This window comes from Kribbella sp. NPDC048928 (genome assembly GCF_043197975.1).
In the GTDB taxonomy this organism is placed as follows: Bacteria; Actinomycetota; Actinomycetes; order Propionibacteriales; family Kribbellaceae; genus Kribbella.
The window spans coordinates 239,672-265,711 of sequence record NZ_JBICUC010000007.1 but is presented as its reverse complement, the minus strand read 5'-3'; the positions used below and the strand labels follow the sequence as shown (position 1 = coordinate 265,711).

Sequence of the window (26,040 nt, the reverse complement as noted above, 5' to 3'; positions counted from 1 at the left end):
TAAGTCCAGCCTGGTGAGCTGGTTACTGCGCGCTTGCCCGGCGCGAGACCCCGGCCTGTTTCATGGTCGAGCCGTGCACAAGGCTGCGGCGCCGGGGTGGGGTCGGCCGGGGTGGGGAGGATTCCTTCCCGATCCGGGCACACAAACTTCCCCGGGGTCGTCCCGGATGCGCGAGTTCGACCTATCTCACGGACCTCGGGCGCAGGGCGCTGGACGTTCGTGGCGGTGGCGGTGGCGGTGGCGGTGGCGGTGGCGGGGTGGGGTGGGGTGGGGTGGGGACGCGCGGGGTGGTGAGGTGGGTTTAGGGGTTTTGGGTGGGGGCGTACTGGACGTCTAGGGCGGCGGTTTTGAAGGTTAGGGAGGTGTAGAGGGAGCGGGCGGGGGTGTTGGTGCCGTCTACGTAGAGGACGATCGCGTCGAGGTTGCGGTCGGTCTGGAGGTGGTGGAGGCCTTGGAGGGTTAGGGCCTTGCCTAGGCCCAGCCCTTGGTACGCGGGGGAGACGCCCACTACGTACACCTCGCCGACGCCGTCCTCGACCTTCGTCCAGTGGAAGCCGGCCACGGCGCCTGTGGTCGAGTCGACGGCCAGGAAGAAGCCGTTCGGGTCGAACCAGGGCTGTTGCAGGCGTTCGGCCAGGTCCTCTGCGGTCCAGCTGCCCTGCTCCGGGTGGTCGGCGAACGCTGCCGCGTTGACCTCCAGCCACGCGGTGTTGTCCTGTCCGGGTACGAACGTGCGTACGTCGATGCCGTCGGGCCAGACCGGGGCCGGCAACGAGGCCCTGGTACGGCGGAGGAAGTACAGCTCGCGTGCTACTTCGAGGTGGAGGCGTTGGGCGAGCTCGTCGGCGCCGGGGAGGCGGCCGTGCGCCCATACGCGCGTACGGGTGCCGCCGTGGTCGAGCAGCATCCGGAGTAAAGCCGTACCGAAGCCCTGTTGGCGGAAGGCGGGCGCTACGAACAGCTCGGCGGAGCCGTCGGGGGACAGGGCCGCGTACCCGACGAGGTTGCGGGCGCTCTGCAGGCCGCTGACCTCGATGGTGCCCGGATCGCCTTCGTAGGCGAGCACGTGGACGTCGTCGGGGTGCTCACCGTCCAGGTGCAGGAGGGTCCGCTCGGACAGCGGGGCGACGCCGTCGCTGTGTGCTGCTGCGTGGGCGAGCTCCGTGACGGCGGCGGCGGTGGCCGGGGGCAACGGTGAGGGAACGGCTTCGAGAGTCACGGGAACACAGTAAAAGGTTCAGCTGAGTTCATTCTCAGGTTCTGGAAAGAGGGTTTGCTGCTCAGGTAGCTTCAGCCAACTCACCAACCACGACGACGGAGTAGACATGGCCCAGACAGGACGAGATCGGGCGCGGGCAGGGGGACGGCGCAAGCTCGGGCTGCTCGCCGCCGGTACGGCGGTTGCGCTCGCCTTGGCCACGGGGGGATCCCTGAGCCAGGCAGGCGCCGCAATCAAGCCGGCCGCCAACCAAGCGAACCAAGCGGACCAGGCAACCGCGAACCAGGCAACCGCTGTCCAGGCGAAGAAGCCGAAGCCGACGCACAGCCAGATCCAGTTGCTCGCGATCAACGACTTCCACGGCAACCTGGAGCCGGCGACCGGCTCGGGCGGCAACATCAACGGCATCCCGGCCGGCGGCGCGGCGTACCTCGCCACGCACCTGAAGCAGCTCCGGGCCGCGGCCGCCGCGAAGGGCGAGGACTCGGTGACGGTCGCCGCCGGCGACCTGATCGGTGCGTCGCCGCTGCTGTCGGCCGCGTTCCACGACGAGCCGACGGTCGAGGCGCTGAACGGGATGGGACTCGAGGCTGCGTCGGTGGGCAACCACGAGTTCGACGAGGGCTGGCACGAGCTGCTCCGGATGCAGACCGGCGGATGCCTGCCGGACGGCGACGGGGCGAACAACCAGAATTCGTGCCCGGACCCGCAGCACCCGTTCACCGGCGCCAAGTACAAGTACCTGAGCGCGAACGTGTTCTTCACCAACACCCAGAAGACGCTGTTCGCGCCGTACACGATCAAGTCGTTCAAGGACGGCAACAAGGTCGCGTTCATCGGCATGACGCTGGAGAACACCCCGAACATCGTCACCAAGTCCGGGGTCGACGGCCTGACCTTCAAGGACGAGATCGAGACCGCGAACGCGCTCGTCCCGGCCCTGAAGAAGAAGGGTGTGAAGTCGATCGTCGTGCTGCTGCACGAGGGCGGGTTCCCGGCCGATCCGAAGGCGTACAACAGCTGCCCGGGGATCTCCGGCCCGATCGTGGACATCAACGCCGGCCTGGACCCGGAGATCGACGCGATCATCTCGGGGCACACGCACCAGGCGTACAACTGCTCGCTGACCGACAAGGCCGGCAAGCCGCGTCTGGTCACCAGCGCCTCGTCGTTCGGCAGGCTGGTCACGGATGTACGGCTGAGCATCGACAACGCGACCGGTGACGTCGACCGGGTGAACACGCTGGCGAACAACCAGGTCGTCACCCAGGACGTCGTGCAGGACGCGAAGACGGCCAAGCTGATCGCGAAGTACAAGGCCCTCGTCGCCCCGATCGAGAACAAGGTGATCGGTCACATCAGTACGCCGTCGGTGGTGCGTACGAACGACGACTCGCTGGAGTCGCCCCTGGGCAACCTGATCGCCGACGCACAGCTGGCCGACCCGTCCGTGGTGTCCGGCGGGAAGGCGCCGGTCGCGGCGTTCATGAACCCGGGCGGGATCCGCGCCGACCTCGCGTCGAACAACGGCGAGGTCACCTTCGGGCAGGCGTTCACCGTGCAGCCGTTCAACAACTTCCTGGTCTCGATGGACATGACCGGGACGCAGATCAAGGCCCTGCTGGAGCAGCAGTTCTCCGGGGTGAACGGTCCGGACGCACCGAAGTACAAGGTGCTCCAGGTCGCCGGCATCACCTACACCTGGAACCCGGCCGCGGCGGCGGGCTCGAAGATCGTGGCTGGCTCGCTCAAGATCGGCGGCCAGCCGGTGGTGGACGGTACGTCGTACCGGATCGTCACGAACAACTTCCTGTCCGACGGCGGTGACGGCTTCCCGGCCTTCACCACCGCGACGAACAAGGTGTTCGGCGGCCTGGACATCGACGCGTTCGCGAACTACCTGACCGCGCACGACCCGTACACCCCGGTCGCGACCGACCGGATCTCCATCGGGTCCTGACCTGACAAGGGGCCGGTGCGCCGCAATCCGCGGCGCACCGGCCTTTTCGCATCCGTGAAATGATCCTGGTACCTTGCGTACTCAGGCATTTACGGAAGGTGAGCGATGGCGCACGTTGCTCCGACCTCGCACCGACGGGCCACCCGGTCGTCACATCGAGGTCATCGCAGCGCGGACGGGCCGGTGCAGATCACCAGCTGGCTCGGGTTGACGTTCGCGTTCGTCGTGGGGCTGATTCTCACGGCGCAGTCGCATGTCGGAGTGCACGCGGCCGGCGTCACGTTGCTGGTGATGCTGGTGCCGATCACGATCGGGACGTTCGTGGCGGCGTTCAAGCAGGGCGTCGGTTCCTGGGTGGCCGCGTTGCTGACCGCAGGGGCGCTCGCCTTCACCCTGCTGAAGTTCTTCTTCTAGGAGCCGTTAGGCGTTGGCGTCCACTGTTTCGCGGCTGGTCGGCGCGGGCGGTACGACGAAGCGGTAGCCGACGTTGCGGACGGTGCCGATCAGCGCCTCGTGCTCCGGGCCGAGCTTCGCGCGCAGGCGACGTACGTGCACGTCGACCGTCCGCGTACCGCCGAAGTAGTCGTAGCCCCAGACCTCCTGGAGCAGCTGCTCGCGCGTGAACACCCGCCCCGGGTGCTGTGCGAGGAACTTGAAGAGCTCGAACTCCTTGTACGTCAGGTCGAGCGCGCGACCGTTGAGCTTCGCGGTGTACGACGCCTCGTCGATGACCACGTCGCCGCTGCGGATCAGCGAGGACTCGGGTTCGTCGTTGCGGGTCGCCGCGAGCCGGCCGATGACGAGTCGCAGCCGGGCCTCGATCTCGGCCGGGCCGGCGGTGTCGAGCAGTACGTCGTCAGCGCCCCAGTCGGCGTTGACCGCGGTGAGACCGCCCTCGGTGACGACCAGGATCAGCGGTACGTCGATGCCGGTCGTACGGATCAGTCGGGAGGCGCTGCGGACGGCGACCAGGTCCCGGCGGGCGTCGAGCAGCACAGCGTCGGCGTCCGGCGCGTCGACCAGCGCGGCGACCTCGGCGGGCAGCACGCGGATCTGGTGCGGGAGAAGGGCGAGCGAGGGCAGCACCTCGGTGGAGGCCTGCAGCGCGTTCGTCAGCAGAAGCAACGTGCTCACGCCGTCTCCTTGTGCTGATTGTCGGATCCACTGCCGGCGATCCGGTCCTCGTGCACGTCAGGCCCCGACGGCGTCGTTGCCGGGGGCCTGGGACACACTGGGTCTAACAGCAAGCTGACATAATACCGGAAGAACCACCGACCAGTGAGGCGCCGATCAGATGCCGGAAGTGACCATCAGGTACTTCGCTGCCGCACGCTCGGCGGCGGGTGAGGCGTCGGCGACCGCGGATGCGGGCTCGATCGGCGATCTGGTCAGTACGGTCTCCACCGATCGGCCGGAGCTGGCGCGGGTGCTGTCGATCTGTACGTTCCTCCTCGACGGGGAGCGGGCCGACTCGAGTACGCCGCTGTCCCAGGGCGCCCTGGTCGACGCGCTGCCACCCTTCGCGGGCGGCTGACGGAGCCGACCGGCCGCCTTTCCGGAACTTTTCTGCCTGCAGTTGCACATTTGTTTCCGGAGTACCGACCCGGGGCCTAATCGTCCGGGCGGCCTCGTAGCTGTTTGGTGCGGCCGCGGTGTTTCTTGTCGTCGAGGCGGCGCCGTACGGAGGCCTTGCTCGGCTTGGTCGGCCGGCGCTTCCGGGGCGGTGGGGCGATCGCCTCGCGCAGTTGGACCGCCAGCCGTTCCCGTGCTGCCTCCCGGTTGCGCCACTGCGACTTGTACTCCGACGCGGCGATCGTCAGTACGCCGTCCACCAGCCGTGACTGCAACCGCTCCAGCGCCCGGGACTTCAGTACGTCGCTCAACGCCGACGTACCGGCCACGTCGAAGCTCAGCTCGACCCGGCTGTCCGTGGTGTTCACCGACTGCCCGCCCGGCCCGCTCGACCGCGAGAACCGCCACGCCAGCTCAGCCTCGGGAATCACCACGCCCGATCGCACCGTCACTCCACTCTCCACAAGGTCTATTAGACCGGAGCACAATCGTCAGATGGATGCCTGCGTGTTCTGCGGCCTGATCTCCGCGGATTCGGCCCGCTGGATCGCCAAGGAGGACGCGGCGGTCGCGTTCCTGCCCCTGCCGGGTGAGGAGATCTCGCCGGGGCACACGCTGGTCGTACCGCGCCGGCACACCAGTGCGGGTGTGCTGGACGTACGGCCGCCGGATCTGGTGCAGGTGATGGACCTGGCGCAGCGCATCGCCCAGAAGATGGTGGAGCGGCTGGGAGCGACCGGTGTGTGCTTGCTGAACGCCAGTGGGCCCGGTAGCGGGCGCAGTGTCGACCACCTGCACGTTCACGTGGTGCCGCGGTACCCGGGAGACGGTGACGACAGCCTTCCCTGGCCGACCGGCCGGTCGGCGCACCGGCTCGCCGCGGATCCGCAGGTCGTTCTCAGCACGTGAAACGGCCGGTTGAATCGTGAACGGATGGTCGTACCGTGGGTAGCTGTGAGTCTTGGGCTGTGGGTACTCGTAGGCGCCGTGGTCGCCGGTGTGGTGCTCAGCGTGCTCAAGGCGTGGGTTGACGGACGCTTTCGCAGGAAGAGCGAGGACGACGTGGAGCGGGTGACGGGCGGCGAGGTCGGTGGCGAGCTGGGTGAGCGCGCGACGTTGCTGCAGTTCTCGTCCGCGTTCTGCGCACCCTGCCGCGCCACGCGGCGGACGCTGGCCGAGGTCGAGGGCATGGTCGACGGAGTGCGCCACATCGAGCTGGACGCCGAGTCGCACCTGGAGCTGGTACGCCGGCTGGACATCCTGCGTACGCCGACCACTCTGATCCTGGACGGCACCGGTGCTGTGGTGAAGCGCGCCAGTGGAGCACCGCGGAAGCCTGACGTGATTGCCGCGCTGGCCGCCGCGATCGACCGCCAGCCGAGCTGACATCGTCCGGTAGGTGCCACCGGATGGCCAACGCACCGGAGCGTAGGCGAGACTCTCCCGGTGAGCTCTCAAGCAGCAGGTTGGTACGACGACCCCGAGGACCCGTCACAGCAGCGGTACTGGGACGGCCAGGCCTGGACGGACCAGCGTCGCGCGCAGCAGGGCCCACCCCCGTTCGACGGCCAGTTCGGCCAGCCGCAGCCGGCCGACTTCCCGCGGTACGGCGAGGCCGCTCAGCACGGGCAGGTGTACGGCGGCGAGCCACAGCAGCAGCCGCAGCAGCCGGCTGAGCCGCGCTACGGCCAGCGTCTCCCGCAACAGCCGCAGCAGCAGCCGCAGTACGGGCAGTACGCCGGGCCTCAGCAGCAGCCGCAGTACGGGCAGTACGCGGGGCCGCAGCAACCGCAGCAGCCCCAGTACGGCCAGTACGGCGGCCCTCAGCAGCAACCCCAGTACGGCCAGCAGCACGGGCAACCTCAGTACCCGCAGTACCCCCAGCAGCAGGGTTACGGCTACCCGGGGCAGCGTCGGCATGCCACACCGGACGGTCAGATGCTCTCCGGCTGGTGGCGGCGGGTGGCCGCGCGAATCATCGACGGGATCCTCGCGAGCATCATCGGCCTGCCGCTCACCGGGTACTTCATCTACCAGTACTCGAAGATCCTGGGCCAGTACTTCGACGACACGTTCAAGGCCGCCGAGGCCGGTCATCCGGTGACGAGCGCCGCGCTGCCGCCCGAGATCTACAAGTGGCTGATCCCGGCCACGCTGATCAGCCTGGTGGTGTCGTTCGTCTACGAGTACCTGTTCCTGACCAAGAAGGGCGCGACGCCCGGCAAGATGGCGCTCGGGATCGCGGTCCGGCTCCGGGACACCCCCGGCAACCCGCCGGGGAGCGCGGTCCTCAAGCGGTACGGCTTCTACATCGGGCTCAGCCTGCTGGCCGCGATCCCGGTGGTCGGCACCGCGATCAGCTTCCTCGCCCTGCTCAACGACCTCTGGCCGCTCTGGGACGACAAGAAGCAGGCGCTGCACGACAAGGTGGCGAAGACCAACGTCGTGCGTACCGGATCCACGATGTGATCAGTTGTCTCGAATGATGGGACCATGGGAGGCAGGCGCGCCGGGGTTCCGTACTCTCGGAGCGTGGTTTACACGACGTGGCTGACCAAGCGCAGGGCAGTGGACAACTGCCGGATGCGCTCGTCGCTGTGTCGTCGCCGCTGACCAGGCGGCGTCCCGAGCGCTGCGGAACCGGTCGCTGAGCACGGTTCCGCGTACGTCGCCTCCCGCAGACCCGGGCGGGGTCCGGCTCGACAATCTCCTGTACCGGGAGTCGTCATGTCCGAACAACAGACGGTCAAGCAGGTCGATCCGCGCGGTCTCCGGTTCGCAGCCGGACTGACCACGGTCGTCCTGGCGCTGACGCTCGTCCTGAACAACCCCTGGCCGCTGGCGGTCCAGGCCGTCGTGTTCGCGATCTCGGTCGCGTTCGGCATCGGCGCGTCGCCGTACGGCTGGTTGTTCCGGCGGCTGGTCCGGCCCCGGCTGGGCAAGCCGAAGGAGCTGGAGGACCCGGCGCCGCCGCGGTTCGCCCAGTTGGTCGGCCTGGTCTTCGCGGTCCTCGGTCTGGTCGGGTACCTGACCGGCGCGACCGTGCTGGGAGTGGTCGCCACCGGATTCGCCCTGGTCGCTGCGTTCGTGAACGCGGCCGTCGGGCTCTGCCTCGGCTGCGAGGCCTATCTGCTGATCCACCGCATTCGTACGCCATCAACCGCAACCAACTGAGAGGCAGCACCACATGAGCAGGGAATCCGCTCTCGTCTCGGCCGACTGGGTCGAGGAGCACAAGTCCGACGACGGCGTTGTCCTGATCGAGGTCGACGAAGACGTCTCGGCGTACGACGCCGGCCACATCGCCGGGGCGATCAAGCTGGACTGGAAGGACGACCTGCAGGACGCGGTCCGCCGGGACTTCGTCAACCAGGAGCAGTTCAGCGCGCTGCTGTCCGAGCGCGGCGTGAAGAACGAGGACACCGTCGTGCTGTACGGCGGCAACAACAACTGGTTCGCCTCGTACGCGTACTGGTACTTCAAGCTGTACGGCCACAGTGACGTCCGGCTGCTCGACGGCGGCCGCAAGCGCTGGGAGCTGGACAGCCGCGAGCTGACCGACGAGGTCGTGAAGCGCGACGCCACCCAGTACCAGGCCAAGGACCCGAACCTCGACATCCGGGCCTTCCGCGACGAGGTCAACGAGGCCATCGGCGTGAAGAACCTGGTCGACGTCCGCAGCCCCGACGAGTACGCCGGACGGCTGCTCGCCCCGGCGCACCTGCCGCAGGAGCAGGCGCAGCGCGCCGGCCACATCCCGACCGCGTCGAACATCCCGTGGAGCAAGGCGGCCAACGACGACGGCACCTTCCGTGCCGACGACGAGCTCAAGCAGCTCTACGCCGACGCAGGCGTGGACTTCGGCAAGGACACCATCGCGTACTGCCGGATCGGCGAGCGCTCGGCGCACACGTGGTTCGTGCTGCACGAGATCCTCGGCCAGGAGAACGTCAAGAACTACGACGGCTCCTGGACCGAGTGGGGCTCGCTGGTCGGCGTACCCGTTGCCCTCGGCGACGAACCCGGAAAGGCCTGACACATGTGCGGAGCAACGAAGGGCGGCCTCGACCTCAAGGGCGTCGATGTCGACAAGGAAGCCGTGATCCAGGGCCAGGTGCTGCGCGGTGCGGAGCCGGTCGGCGGCGCGTACGTACGGCTGCTGGACTCCTCCGGTGAGTTCACCGCCGAGGTCCCGACCTCGGCCACCGGGCACTTCCGGTTCTTCGCGGCGCCGGGCAGCTGGACGCTGCGCACGCTGGCGCCGAAGGCGCAGCCGGTGGACCGCCAGGTCGTCGCGCAGTACGGCGAGGTTGCGGAAGTGGCCGTCACCGTCTGAGCAGTCGTTCGTTACTGATGGTGCCACCACCACCCGAGGTGGCCCACCCTGAAGTAAGCACCGAGGGGCCCGGACCTTGCGCGTCCGGGCCCTTTGGCATGTCCGAAATCGCTGACCGGCAAGGATTTTCGGGCATCGCACCGGAGTTAAGGGGCGGCAGGCAAGTTTCGCCCGTGCGGGTGGGTATGTAACGGTTTGATCTCGGAGAGCGGTCGGCTCGTCACCTAACGCAATCGGCCGAGTTGTGTCTGTGTCCTGACCCGCACTTCGGGTCACGTCATCACTCAGGGAGGAGGGGTCAATGCGACCCCGCATCGGATACAAGAAGCTCGCCGCAGTTGGTGTTGCTGCGGTTGTCGGCGTGGCTTCTACGATCGCACTGACCTCGGGTTCGGCATCCGCCTCGCCGGTTTTCGGATACAGCGGTTACTCGTACGGCACCGACGTCGAATCCGGTCTGGCGAACAGCGGCCCGCAGGTGGTCAGCAAGTTCGGTTGCACCACGGACGCCAACAAGGCTGACAAGAACGACATCGCCACGGCGAACGTGAACGAGCAGGCGATCGCGCGGACGGTGAAGACCGACACGCACGCGTTCAACGACAAGCGTGGTACGGGCGTCACCAGCACCGCCACCGCCGTCGACGTCAAGGTGGGCAACCTGCTCACGCTGACGGGTGTGAAGACCACCACGACGGCGAAGTACTCGAAGGGCCAGCTGTCCTACACCGGCGACACCAGCTTCGCGGGTGTGAAGATCGGCAACGTCGTGGTTCCGTCGCTGCTGAAGCCGGGCCCGAACACCAAGGTCGCGGTTCCGGGCCTCGGTTACATCGTGCTGAACCGGGTCGGTGGCGTGAAGACCGCCTCCGGCATCTACTCCTACGCGCAGGCCGTCGTGCTGCACGCGACGGTGAAGAACCGGTACATCCCGCAGGGCGTCGACGTCGCGGTGCTGAAGACCCGCGCGGAGATCTCCAAGCCGGCGACGGCACTGGTCATCGGTTCGGCGTACGGCACCAAGGCGAACGCGGACAAGCTGGTCGTGTCCGGCCCGACCTCGCTCCAGACCACCTGCCAGGGTACTGAGGGCAAGACGGTCCGGGTCGCCGCCGGCGAGCTGAACATCCCGAAGGTCGCCTACGTGGGTGCGGACTACACCACGAAGAACGGCGCCATCGGCGAGGACAAGTCGTACATCAACTTCACCTCGCACGTCGGCGGCGTGAAGGTCGGCAACCTGTCCATCGGCGCGGTCGAGTCCTCGGCCTCGGCGTGGAAGACCAAGGACGGCAAGGCCGGCGTGAGCTCCTCCTCGAGCATCGCGTCGATCCGCGTCGGCAACCGCGTCTACCCGGTGAAGACCGGCGAGAACGCCACCCTGGACATCCCGGGTGTCGCGAAGCTGACCTTCAACAAGGTGCTGCGGCAGAAGCGCTACATCGAGGTCGACGCGCTGGTGGTCGACGTCTACAGCCTGAACACCAAGGTCGTCGTCGGTCACTCGGCCGCAGGCGTCGTCAGCTGATCTCAGCAGACACCTTCTGAGTCGAACCTCACCGGCCCAGAGCACCGGCCCCCGGATCCCGCACGGATCCGGGGGCCGGTTCCTTTTGCCCAGGGCGCGTCTCAGGCGTCGAGGATCAGCGTGACCGGGCCGTCGTTGGTGAGCGCAACCTGCATGTCGGCGCCGAAGACTCCGCGCTCGACCTTGGCGCCGAGGGACTCCAGCGCGGCGCAGAACGCGTCGTAGAGCGGCTCGGAGACGGGGCCCGGGGCCGCGGCGCTCCACGACGGGCGGCGGCCCTTGCGCGTGTCGGCGTACAGGGTGAACTGGCTGATCGCGAGGATCGGCGCCTGCTCGTCGGCGGCGGAGCGTTCACCGTGCAGGATGCGCAGGGTCCAGATCTTCGCGGCCAGCGCGGCCGCCTGCTCGTCGGTGTCGTCGTGGGTGACGCCGAGCAGGATCAGCAGGCCTGGCCCCTCGATGGCGCCGACGGTTGTGCCGTCCACGGTGACCGACGCCTGGCTGACTCGCTGTACTACGGCTCTCATGCACCCATCATCTCGTGCGGGAGATCGTCCGGTCATCGGACCCATCGACCGGCAAATATCCTCATTGGTGCCCGATCTGGCAGGATTCCTCCATGGCGTCGACTCTGATCACTGTTGCTCCCACCGGTGCCGAGACCGCGAAGGCGGACTGCCCGGCGTTGCCGACCACGCTCGACGAGCTGGTCGAGACGGCCAAGCGCTGCGAGGCGGCGGGGGCGGCGATGATCCACCTTCACCTCCGCGACGGACAGCACCGTCCGACCCTCGAGCTCGGCCGGTTGAGCGAGAGCGTTGCCGCCGTACGGGAGAACACCGGCCTGATCGTGCAGCTGTCGACCGGCGGCGCCGTCACCGATCCGTACGAGAACAGGCTGCGGGTGCTGGACGCAGCACCGGACTCCTGCTCGTTGACGATGGGCACGGTGAACTTCGGCGACGACGTGTTCATGAACCCGTGGCCGTTCGTCACGGAGCTCTACCAGCTCAGCCAGGAGCGCGAGGTCGTACCGGAGTTCGAGCTGTTCGACCTCGGTCACGTCGCGGCGCTGCACCGGCTTCTGGGTAAGTACGGACTGCCGTACGGCGGCCGCGTGCACTGTGATCTGGTGATGGGCGTTCCAGGTGGCATGCCCGGTACGGCGGACGCACTAGTTGCCGCAGTCAACGCGTTGCCGGACGCTGTCACGTCCTGGTCCGCGACGGGCATCGGCCGTACGTCGTTGCCGGTCGCCCTGGCTGCACTGTCGATGGGCGGCAACCTGCGGGTCGGGATGGAGGACACGCTGACGCTGGCGAAGGGCGTACCGGTCACGCACAACGCCGAGCTCGTCGAGCGGGCCGCCACGCTGGCGACCTTGGCTCAGCGGCCGCCGATGTCGCCCGACGAGGCACGCGACCTGCTGAACGTGAAGCGCTGACTGACGCCGGCCGCCACGCCGATCAGGACGATCGCTGCCTCCAGCAACAACCAGTCGCGGAGGTAGTCGCGGGGGAGGACTGTCGGGTTCACACCGGTTCCCTGACGTAGCAGGAGCGGTACCGCGATCAGGGTGGTGATGCCGACGTACAGCAAGGTCGTCCGGACCACCGCGACCAGCCGATGCCCGTCGGGCCGGGCTGCCCGCCGCGTCACCACCCATCCGACGATGATGATCAACGGGCCGAGTACGAAGTCGTCGATCACCACTGCGCCGCCGAGCCAGAGCGGCAACCGCACCAGCCCATGGACGTCTACCGCGTTCACCAGGCTCCAAAGACCCCAGAGGCCGACCAGGACGCCGGCAACCGCCAACGCGATTCGTGCCTTCACGCGATGACCTCCAGCCGATGGACCCACTTCGTCTGCAACACGCCTGGACGGTTCGGCGCGATGATGCGCGCCGGGAAGCCGTGGTCCAGGGCAAGCTCCGTCCCGTTGAGCCGCAGTGCCAGTAGCGTCAGCGGATCGGCAGCGAACTCCTCGGGCAGCTCGCTGGTCGCGTAGAACCCGCCCTTCTCCATCGACAGCACCCGTACCCGCGACTTCGCCGGTGCGCCGCAGAGCTCGAGCAGGTCGCGGATCCGGATTCCTTCCCAGCGGCCGCCCTGGCTCCACCCCTCGACGCAGGCGATCGGCAGCGCGGAGCGGCTCTGCGGGAGATTCCGTAGCTCTTCGAGGCTGTACGACAGTTGCCTCGGGCCCGTGATCGTGAACCGCCAGTCTGCTCCGATCCCGGTCACGCCGGCCGCCTGGGCCGTACGGTTCACCGGCAGGCCCTGGGGCCCGATGTTCGGCTTGCGCGGCGCGAGCACGGCGATCGAACCGAGCGGTGTTGCGGACTGGCCGGCGGTGGTGATGCCGACGAGGGTCGCGGCGCCGGCGACTGTGCGGAACAGGCCGCGGCGCGTCAGCCCGGTGGTGCCGGCCGGAAGGGACGTCGGTACGAGTTCTGACGTACGGCGCCAATGGGTGCGGATTAGCGGAAGCTTGAACGCGAGGTGGACCAGGAGCGCGCCGACGATGACCCACGCGAGCGCGTAGTGCGTCTGGCGGAACGGGAACGGCCACGGGTACCACTGCAGGGTGTTGACGAAGCCGATGAACAACTCGAGGCCCATCGCGGAGACCAGCACCAGGATCGACAGCCGCTCGACCGTGTGGCCGATTTCCTTCGGGTTCAGCTTCGCGAACAGCTTCGGGTAGACGGTCCACAGTTTTGCCAGCAGCAGCGGTACGGCGACGGTGCCACTCACCACGTGCAGACCCTGCGTGACGCGGTACAGGTTCGCCGGGCGGCTCGGGGCCGGCAGCCAGCTCGGAGTGTCCTGCAGGAAGTGACTGTAGAGACCGGTCAGGAAGCAGACAACCACTGCACTGCCGAGCCAGCGGCCGAGGACGGTCGCCACGCGCGGATGGTGCAACGGCGACGGGAACGACTTCGCCGTCGGAGGGGCCGGAAGCTTCATGTTTCCACTAGACCGCAGGTCGCGACGGCTGTCCGGCGTTCTTCGGTTACTGCTCGCGAACGGTGGAGCCGGAACCAGTTATCCACAGGTCTGCGTCTTACGGCCGTAGGTGGCACCGATCGGGGCATACTCTGGGCAAACTTGACGAGAGGAGTGTGGCGGCGTGAAGACGCAGGAGCGATCGTCCGAGGACGACGAGCGCGCGATGGCGGATCTGGCCGAGGTCGCCGACTGGCGCCGGCTCTGGGGCCCGCCGGCCACCGGCATGGACGCGATCCGTGACCTGGTCAACCGTGTCACTTCCGCCACCGGCTGGCGCCCCTGGGCGCCCGGCAACATTGATCCTGACCGCTACACCTGGGGCCTGGTCACCCAGCGCGAGACGGTGATGCTGGTGCTGCCGGACGCCGTGCTGCCGGAGAGCCCCCGCAGCGGCTGGTCGGCGTACGAGATCGGTGCGGCGGAGCTGACGGAGGCCGAGGAAGGGCTCGACGTGCACTGGCCGGCTCAGCTCGAGCTCGCCCGCCGGCACTGGGGCCCGCCGGTGTTCGTCGGGTCCGGGGACGACGTGCGTGTTCCGCCGGAGTGGCGGGGCCGCCGCCGGCACCTTGCGGTCTGGCTGCGGCCGGGCGCCGAGTTCCACCTGTACGCATCCCAGCCGAGTCCGGACGACGACGCGGCCGGCTTCGGGTACTCCGTCTATGCCAGCGAGGTGGCCTGATGTCGATCCAAAGTGGCGACGAGCATGTCGACGCGGTCCTTGCCGACCTCGAGCGGGGATTCCAGCAGCTTCAGCGGATCTGGCGAGAGGCCGGGAACGCGGTCAACCGTCGGCAGCAGCTCCGCGCGATGATCCAGAACGGTGTCGAGCGGCGGGGCTGGAACGAGAACCTCGACCGCCGGACCCGGACCGTCGACGGACCGACCCGCTCCGGGCAGGTCGAAAGGGCCGCTCGGCTGGCGCAGGAGCGGGACAGGCTCGCGCGCCAGGGCAACGATCTGGAGGCCCAGAACCGCGATCTGCGGGAACGGATCGACCAGGAGCGCCAGAACACGGACGCGGCACGCGCGAACGACGGTAACGGGGACGGCTACGACGACCGGGACGTCGACCCGAATGACCTGAACGACAACAACTTGGACGACGGCGACGAGAAGCTTGACCAGATCGCCGCCGACAACGAGGCCGCCGCGGACGTTGACAACGACGGCAGGCTCGACGGCTCCCAGGCCGTGCGGGAGGCGCAGGCCAGGGAAGACGCAGAGCGGAAGGCGCGCGAGGACCGCGAGCAGGCCGCCGAACGCGCGGAGCAGGAGGACGCGCGGAGCGGTCTCGACCCGGTCGCTGCCGGAGCAGCTGTCGGGACGGCTGCGGTTGTTGCCGAGGAAGTCGCCGAGGAGCGCGAGCGGCAGGACCTCGAAGACGCCGACGCCGGTCGCGAGGCGAACGACGCGGACAACCTCGAGCAGACCGATGCCGACAACGAGCAGGGGACGGATCCGAACGCGACCGACGCGGACCGCGGCCAGGAGACCGACCCGGCGATCAACCCCGACCAGCAGCAGGCCGACGCCGAGCTGGCCAACGAGGCTGCCGACCCGTCGCAAGCCGCGGACAACCAGCTGGACGCCGACGCGGCGCAGGAAGGCCCCAGCCCGTACGCGACCGACAACCCGAACCTTGACCAGGGCAACAACCTCGAGAACGCCCAGCAGAGCACGGATCTCGACTCGGACCTGGGCACGGACTCGGAGCTGGATTCGGACCTCAGCGCGGACGGCAACGATCTCGACGGCAACGAGCCGGGCGTCGACGGACAGGACACGGACCTCGCCACGGACCAGGACGGCCCCAGCCCGTACGTCTCCGACACCGACCCCGCCGTCGACAACACCCAAGACCTGACCCAGGACCAGACCGACCTCACCCAGGACACCGACCTCGGCCAGGACACCGACCTCGGCCAGGACACCGACCTCGGCCAGGGCGCTGAGGCCGGGCGGGACACCGAGCTCGAGCAGGGCGCTGAGGCCGGGCAGGATGGTCGCGGGGTGCAGGCTGAGGGCGGGGAGCAGTCGCAGGAGACTCCGGGGCAGCCCTCGTTCCCGACCGCCGGGGATCAGGAGGTTGCGAACCGGGTCGAGAACCAGAACCAAGGCACCGAGCAGGCGACCACCGAGCAGGCGGACGTCGAGACCACCACCGCCGAACAAACCAGCGAGCAGAGTCGGCAGCCGGAGCAGGACGGCCAACAGCCCGAGCAAGAGCAGAGTCAGCAACCTGAACAACGGCAGGGCCAGCAGACGGAGCAGCAGGGAGAGCAGCAGAGCCAGCAAGGCCAGCAGCAAGGGCAGCAGGCGCAGGGCCCGCAGGGGCCGGGGGTGCGGGATGCTGCGGCTTCTGCGGTGAGTGCTGTCGAGGCCGAGGCGGAGGCTCCCGGTCAGGGTGGAGCCGGCCAAGGTCAGGGTGGCGAGCAGAGCGGACCGAACGCGCAGCAGGTTGCCGACCTGGTCACCAAGCGGGAGGCGCAGGAGAAGCCGGTGCTCGACGACCTCCGCGCGCAGAACGCAGCAAGCAAGGCACAGAACCCTCCGGGCCGTTCGCAGAACGAGATGTCGCCCGACGAGATCGATGCGCAGCAGCACCAGGTGCATGCCGGCCGGCCATCGGCGGCCGAGGCGCTCGACGGCAGCGGACCAGCCAACGACGCATCCTCCGGAGGCCAGCGCGAGTACGCGGACCGCACCCGCGGACAAGGCTCCCGCGGCCAGGACCGAGGCAACAACGGCCCCAGCATTGAGAGGTGAACCACCCAAACGACAAGCACCCTGGCTGCCCAGGTGGTCAGTAGACGATTGCCTGGGCGTTGTCGGCGAGGATTTCTTCGGTGAAGGTCGGGGCGCCGGCTAGGCGGGTACCGGGGCGAAGATCGGGCTCGGTGAGGTCGCGGCGCTTGGCGCACTGCGTACAGACGGTGAGCTGACCGCCTTCGAGCACCGCAGTGAGCAGATCGGCGAGCGGCGCCGCGTGCGGTAGCTCGAACGACTCGGCGCGACCCGGTACCGCGAACCAGGCGGCCTCGCCGGTGAGCCAGAGAGAGACGGTGGCACCGGCCGCGACCGCGGACGCCGCGACGGTGACGGCCTGGTTGGCGCGCTCGGGTTCGTCGGCGCCTGCAGTCAGCTTGATCACCAGCGTGCGGGACATTCCGTCACGGTAGCCGACCTCGTCTGCCCCGCGTGCGGGATGTCACGTGGTGGCGCGGAGGGGAGCCAGTGCGGATCCTCTAGACTGGCGGGCGTGTTGCATGTCGTGTTCACCACGTTGCTGGTTCTGGTCTGCGTGTTCGTGGGCTGGTTCTCGGCCTTTGTCGTCTACCGGCTGTACCGCGGCCGCAGTGCGAGCTGAGTGAGTCATGGCGTTCGAGATCCCGCAGGACCTGCACCCGGACCTGATGCCGCTCGCGTGGCTGCTCGGTCGCTGGGAGGGGCGTGGGCACGGCGACTACCCGACGATCGAGAAGTTCGAGTTCGGGCAGCAGATCGACTTCTCCCACAACGGCAAGCCCTACCTGCATTACGTCAGCCAGACCTTCGTGGTCGGCGAGGACGGTACGAAGGAGCGTCCGCTCGCGGTCGAGACCGGCTTCTGGCGGCCGCAGCCGGACAACAAGGTCGAGGTGATCCTCGCGCATCCGACCGGGATCGCCGAGGTCTGGTACGGCGACATCGACGGCGCGAAGATCGAGCTGCAGACGGACGTCGTGGCCCGCACCACCTCCGCGAAGGAGGTCACCGCCGGCCACCGCCTGTACGGCCTGGTGAACGGCGAGCTGCTCTGGGCCTACGACATGGCCGCCGAAGGCCAGCCGCTCCAGCCCCACCTCTGGGCAACCCTCGTCCGCGCGTAGCTCCAAACGTTGCCGGCCCGGTTCAGCAGGAGCCGGCTGGTCCGGACTCCTGCTGAACTCCTGCCGTCAGACCTTCGGGTGGCTCGGAGTGATGCGGGTCGTCAGCGAGGTCCAGCTGACGATGTCGCCGCTCTTCAACGGCATCGGATCACCGTCGGCGTTGAGCGGTGCCGTCACCGTGGCGACCTCGCGCAGACCGATGAACTGACCGGTCTTCGAGTCGATGATCAGCTCCTTGCGAAGACCCCACTGCTCCACCAGACCGATGGCGCGGCCGGGCTTCCCGTCCAGGTTGACCGTGTCGGACAGGAGCTGAATGCCATGGATGCCGCGCAGTGCCTTGTACAGCGTGGCTCGCTGCTCCGTCGTCGCGAACCCGGACACCAGGATGCTCCCGGCGCGATCGAACGCCCGGTAGTCGCCCTGTGCCGGCGTAGTGCCCGAACCCGGCCAGGAGTTGTCGTTCTTGCGCAGTGCTGCGAGCAGAGCGGTCGAGTCCTGAGGCAGACTGGCGACGAACTCGGCCGACGGGCTCCGCCAGCTGCCCTGGCAGGTCCTCGTCTTCGGCTTCATCACGACGCCACCGCCGGTGATGACGGCGCAGCCGTCCGCGGTCTTGATCGTCTGCGGCTTGATGTTCAGCGGGTCGGTCTTGTGCCAGAGCTGCTCGGCAGCCTTGCTGGAGAACTTGTGTTCGGCGTCGAGCACCGAGACCACCGTGAACGGCGGCGCCTGGGTGGACGGAACCCACCAGTTGCTGATCGAGAGGCGAGTGCCGTGGTAGGCGTTGCGCGGACCGAAGTTCCAGCCCTCCTGGCTGCGCTGCGTGACCTGGCGGTACTGACCGGCCGGGATCGGCGCGTCCGGGGCGCCGGTCGAGTGGTTGGCGGCGGTCGCCAGGAAGGTGCCGGCGTCGGCCGCCGCGCCGGGCGCCACGGTCCCGTCGGGCTTGGTGACGACGTCGTTGACCAGAAAGCCGACGGCCAGCGTTCCGGCGAGAGCGCCCGCGAGCACCAATCGGCGGCGGCCGGTGGAGCGGCGTTCGGCGGGCTGCGCGGCCAGCGCCCGCTGACGGGCCTTGGCGAGGGCCAGCGGCGTGGCCGGTGGTACGTCGTCGTTCAGGCGCTTGAGCGCATCGATCTCGGTCATGAGCGGTTCTCCTGGAAGTCGGAGCCGAGCGCGGCGCGCAGCACTCGACGGGCACGGTGCAGGCGGGACGCAACCGTCCCGGCGGGGATTTTCAGCGCAGCGGCGATCTCGGGATAGCTGAGGTCTTCCCACGCGTAGAGCAGGAGGACGTCCCGATCGGTCTGCCGGAGGCCGGCCAGGACGCCGGCCAAAGCGCGCGAGGTCGTCTCCGCGTCGACCCGATCGACGACCTCGGTGGAGAGCAGGTCCGCCCCGGCCGGCGCCGTGCCCGGGTCGGAGCGCGAGTAGGCCCGGTACTGACGGACCTCGTCCCGTCGCCGGCGGCGGATCAGATTGGTCGCGATGCCGTACAGCCACGGCAACGCACCGGACGCCGGCCCCTGGAAGCGGTCGCGGCGCTCGAAGGCGATCAGGAAGGTCTGACCGACCAGGTCGTCCGCCTCGCCGGTACCGAGCCGACGGGCGATGTACCGATGGATCGCGGGGGCGTGCAGGTCGAACAACACCGCGAAGTCGTCCGCCGACTGAAGGCCGGGGCTGGGATCGGTGTCCGCGGGCCGAGCCGTGTCATCGGACCCGGTGGTTGCCGACGACCGTATCGGAGCCGGTGGCGGCGCCGGTCTCGGCGGCGGGCCATGAATCTCAGGTATGCGCTCGCGACCGAGCGACGCTGTCCGCGGTTGGTTCATATCTGCTGTTGCCCGATCCCCTGGCCGCGCTTCTCCGAGGCTGGATGACCGGGCGACGCCCTAGCTCTCCGCCACCCAGGAGTACTCGACCTTGGGCCGGCCGCTGCGGCCGTCGTAGCGCTGGGTGCGGAGCGCCTGGCCCTGGTCGGCGAGGTGTTCGAGGTAGCGCCGGGCGGTGATGCGGGAGGTGCCGATCGACGTGGCGATCTCCTCGGCGGTCCAGCCTTCGCGGTCGGCCAGGAGCTGGACGACGCGGTCCAGTACGCCGCCGGCCAGCCCCTTCGGCACCGACGAGACGGTTGCTGGATGCAACAGCCGGTCGACCTCGTCCTGATCGGCAACGACATCACCCAGTGCGGCGGCGCGCCGCTGCCGCGCGTACGCGGTCAACCGGTCGCGCAGCGTCTCGAACGCGAACGGCTTCAGGACGTACTGCACGACGCCGATCCGGGCCGCCGCCTGCACCGCGGCGACCTCGCGCGCCGACGTCACCGCGACCACGTCGATCTGGTTGCCGAGGGCACGCATCCGGCGGACGACGTCGAGCCCGTGCCCGTCCGGCAGGTGCATGTCGAGCAGCACCAGGTCGAGGCCGCCACGCGCCAGCACCTGCAGCGCGCGTCCGGCCGTACCGGCGATGCCGACGCAGGTGAAGCCGGGTAGCCGGTCCACGTACGTACGGTGTGCCTCCGCGGCGACCGGGTCGTCCTCGACGACGAGTACGCGCAGATCAGGCACTCGCGCTCACCGCCCGCGGCAGCCGTACCCGGACCGTCAACGCCGGTACGTCGTCCAGCTCGGAGTCCGGGTCGACCATCAACGATCCCTGCCAGCGCTCGACCGTGCTCCGCACCAGAACCAGCCCGAGTCCATGTCCAGGCTCGGCCTTCGTCGTCCAGCCGCGCTCGAACATGTGCGCCAGCTCCACCGAACCCAGTTCGACACCGGTGTTCGTCACGATCAGGTCGATCGCCTGGACGGTCGTGGCGGCCCGCAGCTCCACCTTCCGCGGCGCCGGGCCACCGCGCGCAGCCTCGATCGCGTTGTCCAGCAGGTTTCCGACGACGGTCACCACGTCCTGAGCGGGCAGCCGGGTGTTCAGCGTTTCGTGGCCGAGGTCGAGCGAGAGTACGACGCCACGCTCCTGCGCCTGCGACAACTTTGCCAGCAGCAACGATGCCAGGACGGGATCGCCGACCGTACCGACGACCCGATCCGTCATCGCCTGCGCGAACTGCAACTCCGACACCGCGAACTCCCGGGCTCGTTCCGGCTTCCCGATCTCGATCAGGCTGACCACGGTATGCAGCCGGTTCGAGGCCTCATGATTCTGCGCCTGCAGCGATTCCGCCAAACTCCGTACGGCGTCGAGCTCACCGAGCAGGCGCTGCAACTGGGTGTGATCCCGCAGCGTGACGATCCGCCCGCGGCCGGACGGTTGCTGGTTCACGACCAGCACGCCCTGCGCGCCGAGATGCAGCTCGTCGTACGCGGTCCGCCCGGTCGCGAGCAGTTCGGCCAGCGGTGCGCCGAGGTGCAGCTCCTCCAACGGCGTACCGGGGACGACGGAGCTCAGCCCGAGCAGGGTCAGCGCCTCGTCGTTCGCGAGCTGGACCCGGCCGTCGAGGTCGAGCAGGAGCAGGCCTTCGCGCGCCGCGTGCAGTACGCCCTCGTAGAAGTCGAGCATCCGGGCCAGCGACTGCGTGCCCACGCCCCGGGTGGCCCGGCGTACCCGCCAGGTGACGAGCGCGTTGCCGGCGATCGCGACGCCGAGCATCAGGCTCGCGATCCCGAGCATCGACCGCAGGTCGAGCCGGACCAGCTCCCACCAGCTCGGCGCGGCCAGGCCGGTCGCCGCCGCGTCCCGGAGCGCCTGCGCGCGGGAGCGGCTGACCATCACGATCCACACCATCGCAATGAGTACTGTGACCGTGACGGTCTGCAGCCAGAGAACCTGGCTGCGCAACTCCCACGGCCGACGCTTCATGCCGAACAGTTTGCACCGCGAACGATATGAACGAAATGCGCGGTTCGCCTGTGCGTCACGTCACAGTTACTCACCAGGCCCAACTACCCCTCCGCCAGGCCGATACAGGGAGTCCCACCATGTCGAGCCCGACCGAAGCCCGCCCGACCCCGGTCCGTAACGACCGGACGCATTTCCTCTACATAGCCGTCATCGTCGCCGTCCTGCTCGGCATCGGTGTCGGGTTCCTGTTCCCCGATTTCGCGGTCGAGCTGAAACCGCTCGGCACCGGCTTCGTGAACCTGATCAAGATGCTGATCAGCCCGATCATCTTCTGCACCCTCGTCCTGGGTATCGGATCCGTCCGGCAGGCCGCCAGCGTCGGCAAGGTCGGCGGCCTCGCGCTCGTCTACTTCCTGGTGATGTCGACGGTCGCGCTCGCCATCGGCCTCGTGGTCGGCAACATCGTGCAGCCGGGTGCCGGTCTCGACCTGACCGACAAGCTGCGCAAGACCGGTCAGGCGCAGGCCGCCGGTGCGCACACCAGTTCGACGGACTTCATCCTCGGCGTCATCCCGAAGTCGCTGCTGTCCTCGCTGACCGAGGGTCAGGTGCTGCAGACGGTGCTGGTCGCGCTCCTGGTCGGGTTCGCGCTGCAGGCGATGGGCGCCAAGGGGCAGCCGATCCTGACCGGCATCGGTCACATCCAGCGGCTGGTCTTCAAGGTGCTGTCGATGATCATGTGGACGGCACCGGTCGGTGCGTTCGGCGCGATCGCGGCCGTCGTCGGCGCGACCGGCTGGGACGCACTGGTCAGCCTCGGCAAGATCATGCTGGCCTTCTACATCACCTGCCTGCTGTTCGTGATCGTCATCCTGGGCACGATCCTGCGGCTCGTCACCGGGCTGTCGATCTTCCAGCTGCTCCGCTACCTCGGTCGTGAGTTCCTGCTGATCGTGTCCAGTTCGTCGTCGGAGACCGCGCTGCCGCGGCTGATCGGCAAGATGGAACATCTCGGCATCGACAGGTCGGTCGTCGGTATCACCGTGCCGACCGGGTACTCGTTCAACCTGGACGGGACCGCGATCTATCTGACGATGGCGTCGCTGTACATCGCGGAGGCGATGAACACGCCGTTCTCGGTCGGGCAGCAGATTTCGCTGCTGCTGTTCATGATTCTCGCCTCGAAGGGCGCCGCCGGTGTCACCGGTGCGGGCCTGGCGACGCTGGCCGGTGGTCTGCAGTCGCACCGGCCGGAGTTGCTCGACGGTGTCGGGCTGATCGTCGGCATCGACCGGTTCATGTCCGAGGCGCGGGCGCTGACGAACTTCGCCGGCAACGCCGTCGCGACCCTCCTGGTCGGCCACTGGGTCGGAGAGTTCGACAAGGAACAAGCCCGCCAGGTCTTCGCCGGCAACGACCCGTTCGACGAGGTCGCGTTCGCCGCCGGTGACACCCACGGTGGAGACGTCCACGGAGGCGGCGCCCCGGCCGCAGTCGAGGCCCGTCCCACCGACGCCTGATCCACCTTCCCACCCCTCAAGCGCTGCCCGCCGGCCAACAGCCGGCGGGCAGCGCTGTGGTGGCGGACCGCCAGGCCATCACAATCACCACCTCCGCGACGTCCCACGGGGCAGCGCGCGAGCTCGGGCGCATTGTGATGGCCTGGGCGTCCGCATCACTTGCCGTTGAGGGCCTCCACCACGGGGGCGAGGTCTTCGAGGTAGGTGGAGTTGATGCTGATGTAGGAGGTGCCGAACTCGTCGCGGCGGCGTTGGAGTTCGTCGGTCATCTGTTGGGGGGTGCCGCGCAGCATCATCAGGGAGTCGCTGGCCTCGAGGACCTCGGGGTCGACGCCGGCCGCGCGTTTGGTCCACGGCGGGAGTTCGCGGGTGCCGGCGGCGAACAGGTTCATTGCCAGCTCGATGTCGTCGGCACGTGAACCAGCCAGCTCGCGAAGGTCCTGCACCAGTTGAGCGACCTCTGCACGCGGTGTCATCGCGTCCTTCGCCAGCGACACGATGTCGGCGCGGGCGGCGGCCAGGGCGAGTGCGCGTGGTCCGCCGGCGGCCAGCATGATCGGGGTACGACGGTCACCGTCGAGCTGCTTCAGGTGATCCAGCGTCTGCCGGACCTGGTCGCGGCGCTCCTTGCCCGAACCCCACGGCAGACCGAGCTCGGCGGTCTGCTGCTCGGCGACCGGACGTCCGGTGCCGATGCCGAACTCGAACCGGCCGTCGGTGAGCACCGTCAGCGTGTGCGCCTCCCAGGCGGCCGCCCGCGGGGTCCGCAGCGGTGCCGCGGCGACGAACGTACCGACCCGGATGTCCGCGACCGCGGCAGCCATCGCCAGCGACGGGAACGGCGACGGCAACTGCAGGCCGTCGGGCATCAGTACGGTCGAGTACCCGAGCTCCGCGGCCCGGCGTACGGTCGTCATCCACTCGTCACCGGTCGTCGGGCTCCCAACCACTCCGAACCGGAATCGCCTCATACTCATCCGCGTCCTCGCTTCGCTCCGGGCGCGGATGAGGCACGCGTCGCACTGTCTTGGATGATGAACTCGCTGCGCTCATTCATGGGTCTCGCTCCCCTCGACGTTTGATGTCTCCACAGTCGCGGACCAGGGGGTCTGTCCACATCCCACGACGGGAGGCGTTCGGCGTACGCCGGAGGACGTACTCTGGTGACATGTCACGCAACCGCAGCCCCCTGCTGGACCGGCCCGGTGCGGTCGAGGCCGACGGACTCGACGCCGGCGTCGCCGCGCACTACGGCTCCGACCTGCGCGAACAACGCGCCCTGGTCGCGGGCGAGGCGTTCGCGGACCTGTCGCACCGGGATGTCGTGACGATCACCGGCCCGGACCGGCTGACCTGGCTGCACGCGTTGACCACGCAGTACTTCGAGGGTCTCAAGCCCGGTACGTCGACGACCGCGCTGCTGCTGTCCCCGACCGGGCATGTCGAGCACGTGATGTACGGCGTCGACGACGGCGAGACGTTCTGGTTGCACACCGAGCCCGGCGCGGCCGCGGCGCTGATGGAGTGGCTGCAGAAGATGGTGTTCATGTCCCGCGTCGAGATCGCGGACGTGACCGACGACTACGCGATCATCTGGCGCTCAGGACCCGCCGCCGGCGAGCACCTGACGCGGAGCGGCGAGGACTCGCTCGGTGGGTACGAGATCTTCCTGCCGCGGGCCGCACTGGCCGACCTGGAGGGCCCTGCCGCCGGGATCTGGGCCTACGAGGCGCTCCGGATCGAGGCCGGCGCACCGCGGTTCGGCCTGGACACCGACGAGCGCTCCATTCCGAACGAGCTGGGCTGGCTCGGCGTCGGCGTCCATCTGAACAAGGGCTGCTATCGCGGCCAGGAGACGGTGGCCCGGGTCCACAACCTCGGCCGCCCGCCCCGGCGGCTGGTCCGTCTGCACCTGGACGGCTCGGTTGATCGCCTTCCGGCGCACGGTGACGCTGTGCAGGCCGGTGAGAAGCAGGTCGGTTTCGTCGGTTCCGCGGCCCGCCACCACGAGTTCGGCCCGATCGCCCTCGCCCTGGTCAAGCGCAACGTCGACCCCGAGGTGGGCTTGCAGGTGGTTGCCGAGGACCAGCCCACGGTGACCGCCACCCAGGAGCCGCTCGTGGACCCCGAAGCGGGCCTTCACGTCCGCTCCCGCCTGTGAGCTGATTCATTGGCAACCACAGGTTTTGCACCTGTACAGTTCTGGCGTGAGTGAATCTGTGATCCTGGCGGACGTGGTCCGTAGCGACTTCGTCGAAGGCCACCACCGTGGCGCTGTCGTGGTGACCAATCCCGACGGCTCCGTCGACTGGTCCGTCGGCGTCGTGGACGAGCCGATGTTCCCCCGCTCCTCCAACAAGCCCATGCAGGCGCTGGCGATGGTCCGCAACGGCCTCCCGCTCACCGATGAACTGCTCGCACTTGCGGGTGCCTCGCACTCGGGCGAGCAGTTCCACCTGGACGGCGTACAGGCGATCCTCGCGAAGGCCGGGCTCGATGTGTCGGCTCTGCGGACGCCGCCGGCGTACCCGTCGTCCGAGGCGGACCGGGACGCGTGGGTGCGGGCCGGCCGGACGCCGGAACGCCTCGCGATGAACTGCTCCGGCAAGCACGCCGCGATGATCCTGACCAGCACGCTGAACGGGTGGCCGATCCACGACCCGGCCACCGAGAACGATCCGCACGCGCGCTGGGGCCGCGACGACTACCGGTCGCCGAACCACCCGCTGCAGCAGGCGATCCGGACCGCGATCGAGGACTCCGCGGGCGAGAAGGTCTCGTACGTCGCCGTCGACGGCTGTGGTGCGCCGATCTTCGCGCTCAGCCTGGCCGGTCTCGCGCGGTCCTTCGGGCTCTTCGCGGCGTCGGCCGCGGACACCGACGAGGGCCGGATCGTGAAGGCGTACCGCGAGTTCCCGCAGTACGCGAGTGGCAGCAAGCGCGACGAGACCGAGTTGATGCGCGGCGTCGACGGCCTGTTCTGCAAGGTCGGTGCCGAGGGTGTGTACGCCGTGGGCCTGGCCGACGGCCGCGGGATCGCCGTGAAGATCGAGGACGGCGACGGCGCGCGGCGGGCCCGTCAGGTGGTCACGGCCGCGACGCTGCGGCGCCTCGGTGTCGACGAACCGGTGATCGGGCAGCACCTCGCCTCGGGCGTCGTACTGGGCGGTGGCGTCCAGGTCGGCGCAATCCGCCCGAGCTCAATCTTCGACTGA

General features: G+C 68.7%; 29 protein-coding genes. 17 read left to right on the top strand and 12 right to left on the bottom strand.

Annotated elements, in window-relative coordinates; genetic code table 11:
• Positions 1-301: 301 nt before the first annotated feature.
• Positions 302-1,219 (bottom strand): mycothiol synthase, encoded by a 918-nt coding sequence (gene mshD, locus ACGFI6_RS29460; protein ID WP_393124206.1) that lies wholly within the window; start codon positions 1,217-1,219, stop codon positions 302-304.
• A gap of 106 nt (positions 1,220-1,325) precedes the next feature.
• Here mshD and ACGFI6_RS29455 point away from each other — a divergent pair, with 106 nt between their 5' ends.
• Together ACGFI6_RS29455 and ACGFI6_RS29450 are read left to right on the top strand one after the other, a co-directional pair.
• Entirely contained in the window at positions 1,326-3,179 is a 1,854-nt protein-coding gene (locus ACGFI6_RS29455; RefSeq protein ID WP_393124204.1) for a bifunctional metallophosphatase/5'-nucleotidase, read from the top strand.
• A 105-nt stretch (positions 3,180-3,284) separates the two neighbouring features.
• On the top strand, positions 3,285-3,593 hold the full coding sequence (locus ACGFI6_RS29450) for a hypothetical protein (protein WP_393124202.1): 309 nt from the start codon (positions 3,285-3,287) through the stop codon (positions 3,591-3,593).
• Positions 3,594-3,599: 6 nt separating this feature from the next.
• On the opposite strand, the gene ACGFI6_RS29445 is transcribed toward ACGFI6_RS29450, so the two are convergent.
• On the bottom strand, positions 3,600-4,313 hold the full coding sequence (locus ACGFI6_RS29445) for a winged helix-turn-helix domain-containing protein (protein WP_393124200.1): 714 nt from the start codon (positions 4,311-4,313) through the stop codon (positions 3,600-3,602).
• A 160-nt stretch (positions 4,314-4,473) separates the two neighbouring features.
• Here ACGFI6_RS29445 and ACGFI6_RS29440 point away from each other — a divergent pair, with 160 nt between their 5' ends.
• A complete protein-coding gene (locus ACGFI6_RS29440; protein ID WP_393124198.1) occupies positions 4,474-4,713 on the top strand; it encodes a MoaD/ThiS family protein in 240 nt (79 codons plus the stop codon).
• Positions 4,714-4,789: 76 nt separating this feature from the next.
• On the opposite strand, the gene arfB is transcribed toward ACGFI6_RS29440, so the two are convergent.
• Complete coding sequence (arfB, locus tag ACGFI6_RS29435) at positions 4,790-5,203, bottom strand: alternative ribosome rescue aminoacyl-tRNA hydrolase ArfB (RefSeq protein ID WP_393124196.1); 414 nt, start codon at positions 5,201-5,203, stop codon at positions 4,790-4,792.
• A 43-nt stretch (positions 5,204-5,246) separates the two neighbouring features.
• Between arfB and ACGFI6_RS29430 the strand changes: the two genes are divergently transcribed.
• The 7 genes from ACGFI6_RS29430 (at position 5,247) to ACGFI6_RS29400 (ending at position 10,615) form a co-directional block, all read left to right on the top strand.
• Positions 5,247-5,660: an HIT family protein gene (locus ACGFI6_RS29430; protein WP_393124194.1), complete on the top strand. Its 414-nt coding sequence runs from the start codon at positions 5,247-5,249 to the stop codon at positions 5,658-5,660.
• A 45-nt stretch (positions 5,661-5,705) separates the two neighbouring features.
• Entirely contained in the window at positions 5,706-6,137 is a 432-nt protein-coding gene (locus ACGFI6_RS29425; RefSeq protein ID WP_393124192.1) for a TlpA family protein disulfide reductase, read from the top strand.
• Between the two features lie 60 nt (positions 6,138-6,197).
• Positions 6,198-7,220, top strand: coding sequence for an RDD family protein (locus ACGFI6_RS29420; protein ID WP_393124190.1), 1,023 nt, complete (start codon positions 6,198-6,200; stop codon positions 7,218-7,220).
• A 258-nt stretch (positions 7,221-7,478) separates the two neighbouring features.
• A complete protein-coding gene (locus ACGFI6_RS29415; protein ID WP_393124188.1) occupies positions 7,479-7,925 on the top strand; it encodes a DUF4395 domain-containing protein in 447 nt (148 codons plus the stop codon).
• A gap of 13 nt (positions 7,926-7,938) precedes the next feature.
• Entirely contained in the window at positions 7,939-8,787 is an 849-nt protein-coding gene (locus ACGFI6_RS29410; protein ID WP_393124186.1) for a sulfurtransferase, read from the top strand.
• Between the two features lie 3 nt (positions 8,788-8,790).
• A complete protein-coding gene (locus ACGFI6_RS29405; RefSeq protein ID WP_393124184.1) occupies positions 8,791-9,087 on the top strand; it encodes a DUF1416 domain-containing protein in 297 nt (98 codons plus the stop codon).
• A 301-nt stretch (positions 9,088-9,388) separates the two neighbouring features.
• Entirely contained in the window at positions 9,389-10,615 is a 1,227-nt protein-coding gene (locus tag ACGFI6_RS29400; protein WP_393124182.1) for a choice-of-anchor P family protein, read from the top strand.
• 101 nt (positions 10,616-10,716) lie between these two features.
• Here the strand turns inward: ACGFI6_RS29400 and dtd are convergent, their stop codons facing one another.
• Positions 10,717-11,142 (bottom strand): D-aminoacyl-tRNA deacylase, encoded by a 426-nt coding sequence (gene dtd, locus ACGFI6_RS29395; RefSeq protein ID WP_393124180.1) that lies wholly within the window; start codon positions 11,140-11,142, stop codon positions 10,717-10,719.
• 92 nt (positions 11,143-11,234) lie between these two features.
• Here dtd and ACGFI6_RS29390 point away from each other — a divergent pair, with 92 nt between their 5' ends.
• On the top strand, positions 11,235-12,059 hold the full coding sequence (locus ACGFI6_RS29390) for a 3-keto-5-aminohexanoate cleavage protein (RefSeq protein WP_393124178.1): 825 nt from the start codon (positions 11,235-11,237) through the stop codon (positions 12,057-12,059).
• Here the strand turns inward: ACGFI6_RS29390 and ACGFI6_RS29385 are convergent.
• Together ACGFI6_RS29385 and ACGFI6_RS29380 are read right to left on the bottom strand one after the other, a co-directional pair.
• Positions 12,002-12,451, bottom strand: a complete 450-nt coding sequence (locus ACGFI6_RS29385) for a hypothetical protein (RefSeq protein ID WP_393124176.1) — start codon at positions 12,449-12,451, stop codon at positions 12,002-12,004. The two genes, ACGFI6_RS29390 and ACGFI6_RS29385, sit on opposite strands and share 58 nt — an antisense overlap.
• Positions 12,448-13,587, bottom strand: a complete 1,140-nt coding sequence (locus ACGFI6_RS29380; protein ID WP_393124174.1) for a molybdopterin-dependent oxidoreductase — start codon at positions 13,585-13,587, stop codon at positions 12,448-12,450. The genes ACGFI6_RS29385 and ACGFI6_RS29380 overlap by 4 nt, the downstream gene beginning before the upstream one ends.
• Before the next feature lie 163 nt (positions 13,588-13,750).
• On the opposite strand from ACGFI6_RS29380, the gene ACGFI6_RS29375 reads away from it, so the two are divergent.
• Both ACGFI6_RS29375 and ACGFI6_RS29370 read left to right on the top strand, forming a co-directional pair.
• Complete coding sequence (locus tag ACGFI6_RS29375; protein WP_393124172.1) at positions 13,751-14,308, top strand: hypothetical protein; 558 nt, start codon at positions 13,751-13,753, stop codon at positions 14,306-14,308.
• Positions 14,308-16,395: a hypothetical protein gene (locus ACGFI6_RS29370; RefSeq protein WP_393124170.1), complete on the top strand. Its 2,088-nt coding sequence runs from the start codon at positions 14,308-14,310 to the stop codon at positions 16,393-16,395. The genes ACGFI6_RS29375 and ACGFI6_RS29370 overlap by 1 nt, the downstream gene beginning before the upstream one ends.
• A gap of 37 nt (positions 16,396-16,432) precedes the next feature.
• Here ACGFI6_RS29370 and ACGFI6_RS29365 read toward each other — a convergent pair whose 3' ends face one another.
• Positions 16,433-16,795, bottom strand: a complete 363-nt coding sequence (locus ACGFI6_RS29365; RefSeq protein ID WP_393124168.1) for a DsrE family protein — start codon at positions 16,793-16,795, stop codon at positions 16,433-16,435.
• A gap of 208 nt (positions 16,796-17,003) precedes the next feature.
• On the opposite strand from ACGFI6_RS29365, the gene ACGFI6_RS29360 reads away from it, so the two are divergent.
• A complete protein-coding gene (locus ACGFI6_RS29360) occupies positions 17,004-17,498 on the top strand; it encodes an FABP family protein (protein WP_393124166.1) in 495 nt (164 codons plus the stop codon).
• Between the two features lie 66 nt (positions 17,499-17,564).
• Here ACGFI6_RS29360 and ACGFI6_RS29355 read toward each other — a convergent pair whose 3' ends face one another.
• The 4 genes from ACGFI6_RS29355 to ACGFI6_RS29340 all read right to left on the bottom strand — a co-directional run bounded on the left by ACGFI6_RS29355 (position 17,565) and on the right by ACGFI6_RS29340 (position 21,323).
• Positions 17,565-18,647, bottom strand: a complete 1,083-nt coding sequence (locus ACGFI6_RS29355; RefSeq protein WP_393124164.1) for a CU044_5270 family protein — start codon at positions 18,645-18,647, stop codon at positions 17,565-17,567.
• Positions 18,644-19,153: an RNA polymerase sigma factor gene (locus tag ACGFI6_RS29350; protein WP_393124162.1), complete on the bottom strand. Its 510-nt coding sequence runs from the start codon at positions 19,151-19,153 to the stop codon at positions 18,644-18,646. Before ACGFI6_RS29350 ends, ACGFI6_RS29355 begins: the two co-directional genes overlap by 4 nt.
• A 243-nt stretch (positions 19,154-19,396) precedes the next feature.
• Positions 19,397-20,074, bottom strand: a complete 678-nt coding sequence (locus ACGFI6_RS29345) for a response regulator (protein ID WP_393124160.1) — start codon at positions 20,072-20,074, stop codon at positions 19,397-19,399.
• The gene (locus tag ACGFI6_RS29340; RefSeq protein WP_393124158.1) at positions 20,067-21,323 is read right to left on the bottom strand and encodes a sensor histidine kinase; all 1,257 of its coding nucleotides are present in this window, start codon (positions 21,321-21,323) and stop codon (positions 20,067-20,069) included. The genes ACGFI6_RS29345 and ACGFI6_RS29340 overlap by 8 nt, the downstream gene beginning before the upstream one ends.
• Before the next feature lie 119 nt (positions 21,324-21,442).
• Between ACGFI6_RS29340 and ACGFI6_RS29335 the strand changes: the two genes are divergently transcribed.
• Positions 21,443-22,825, top strand: coding sequence for a cation:dicarboxylate symporter family transporter (locus tag ACGFI6_RS29335; RefSeq protein WP_393124156.1), 1,383 nt, complete (start codon positions 21,443-21,445; stop codon positions 22,823-22,825).
• Between the two features lie 155 nt (positions 22,826-22,980).
• Here ACGFI6_RS29335 and ACGFI6_RS29330 read toward each other — a convergent pair whose 3' ends face one another.
• On the bottom strand, positions 22,981-23,802 hold the full coding sequence (locus ACGFI6_RS29330) for an LLM class flavin-dependent oxidoreductase (protein WP_393124154.1): 822 nt from the start codon (positions 23,800-23,802) through the stop codon (positions 22,981-22,983).
• A gap of 191 nt (positions 23,803-23,993) precedes the next feature.
• Between ACGFI6_RS29330 and ACGFI6_RS29325 the strand changes: the two genes are divergently transcribed.
• Together ACGFI6_RS29325 and ACGFI6_RS29320 are read left to right on the top strand one after the other, a co-directional pair.
• A complete protein-coding gene (locus tag ACGFI6_RS29325) occupies positions 23,994-24,986 on the top strand; it encodes a YgfZ/GcvT domain-containing protein (RefSeq protein ID WP_393124152.1) in 993 nt (330 codons plus the stop codon).
• 46 nt (positions 24,987-25,032) lie between these two features.
• Positions 25,033-26,040 (top strand): asparaginase, encoded by a 1,008-nt coding sequence (locus ACGFI6_RS29320; protein ID WP_393124150.1) that lies wholly within the window; start codon positions 25,033-25,035, stop codon positions 26,038-26,040.

Bases quoted from the DNA above. Each gene is read 5' to 3' on its own strand.
- ACGFI6_RS29360 (WP_393124166.1), top strand. From the start codon at position 17,004: ATGGCGTTCGAGATCCCGCAGGACCTGCACCCGGACCTGATGCCGCTC.
- ACGFI6_RS29365 (WP_393124168.1), bottom strand. From the start codon at position 16,795: ATGTCCCGCACGCTGGTGATCAAGCTGACTGCAGGCGCCGACGAACCC.
- ACGFI6_RS29410 (WP_393124186.1), top strand. From the start codon at position 7,939: ATGAGCAGGGAATCCGCTCTCGTCTCGGCCGACTGGGTCGAGGAGCAC.
- ACGFI6_RS29430 (WP_393124194.1), top strand. From the start codon at position 5,247: ATGGATGCCTGCGTGTTCTGCGGCCTGATCTCCGCGGATTCGGCCCGC.
- ACGFI6_RS29415 (WP_393124188.1), top strand. From the start codon at position 7,479: ATGTCCGAACAACAGACGGTCAAGCAGGTCGATCCGCGCGGTCTCCGG.
- ACGFI6_RS29335 (WP_393124156.1), top strand. From the start codon at position 21,443: ATGTCGAGCCCGACCGAAGCCCGCCCGACCCCGGTCCGTAACGACCGG.
- ACGFI6_RS29405 (WP_393124184.1), top strand. From the start codon at position 8,791: ATGTGCGGAGCAACGAAGGGCGGCCTCGACCTCAAGGGCGTCGATGTC.
- ACGFI6_RS29355 (WP_393124164.1), bottom strand. From the start codon at position 18,647: ATGACCGAGATCGATGCGCTCAAGCGCCTGAACGACGACGTACCACCG.
- ACGFI6_RS29340 (WP_393124158.1), bottom strand. From the start codon at position 21,323: ATGAAGCGTCGGCCGTGGGAGTTGCGCAGCCAGGTTCTCTGGCTGCAG.
- ACGFI6_RS29440 (WP_393124198.1), top strand. From the start codon at position 4,474: ATGCCGGAAGTGACCATCAGGTACTTCGCTGCCGCACGCTCGGCGGCG.
- ACGFI6_RS29330 (WP_393124154.1), bottom strand. From the start codon at position 23,802: ATGAGTATGAGGCGATTCCGGTTCGGAGTGGTTGGGAGCCCGACGACC.
- ACGFI6_RS29380 (WP_393124174.1), bottom strand. From the start codon at position 13,587: ATGAAGCTTCCGGCCCCTCCGACGGCGAAGTCGTTCCCGTCGCCGTTG.
- ACGFI6_RS29400 (WP_393124182.1), top strand. From the start codon at position 9,389: ATGCGACCCCGCATCGGATACAAGAAGCTCGCCGCAGTTGGTGTTGCT.
- ACGFI6_RS29325 (WP_393124152.1), top strand. From the start codon at position 23,994: ATGTCACGCAACCGCAGCCCCCTGCTGGACCGGCCCGGTGCGGTCGAG.
- ACGFI6_RS29390 (WP_393124178.1), top strand. From the start codon at position 11,235: ATGGCGTCGACTCTGATCACTGTTGCTCCCACCGGTGCCGAGACCGCG.
- ACGFI6_RS29455 (WP_393124204.1), top strand. From the start codon at position 1,326: ATGGCCCAGACAGGACGAGATCGGGCGCGGGCAGGGGGACGGCGCAAG.
- dtd (WP_393124180.1), bottom strand. From the start codon at position 11,142: ATGAGAGCCGTAGTACAGCGAGTCAGCCAGGCGTCGGTCACCGTGGAC.
- ACGFI6_RS29370 (WP_393124170.1), top strand. From the start codon at position 14,308: ATGTCGATCCAAAGTGGCGACGAGCATGTCGACGCGGTCCTTGCCGAC.
- ACGFI6_RS29450 (WP_393124202.1), top strand. From the start codon at position 3,285: ATGGCGCACGTTGCTCCGACCTCGCACCGACGGGCCACCCGGTCGTCA.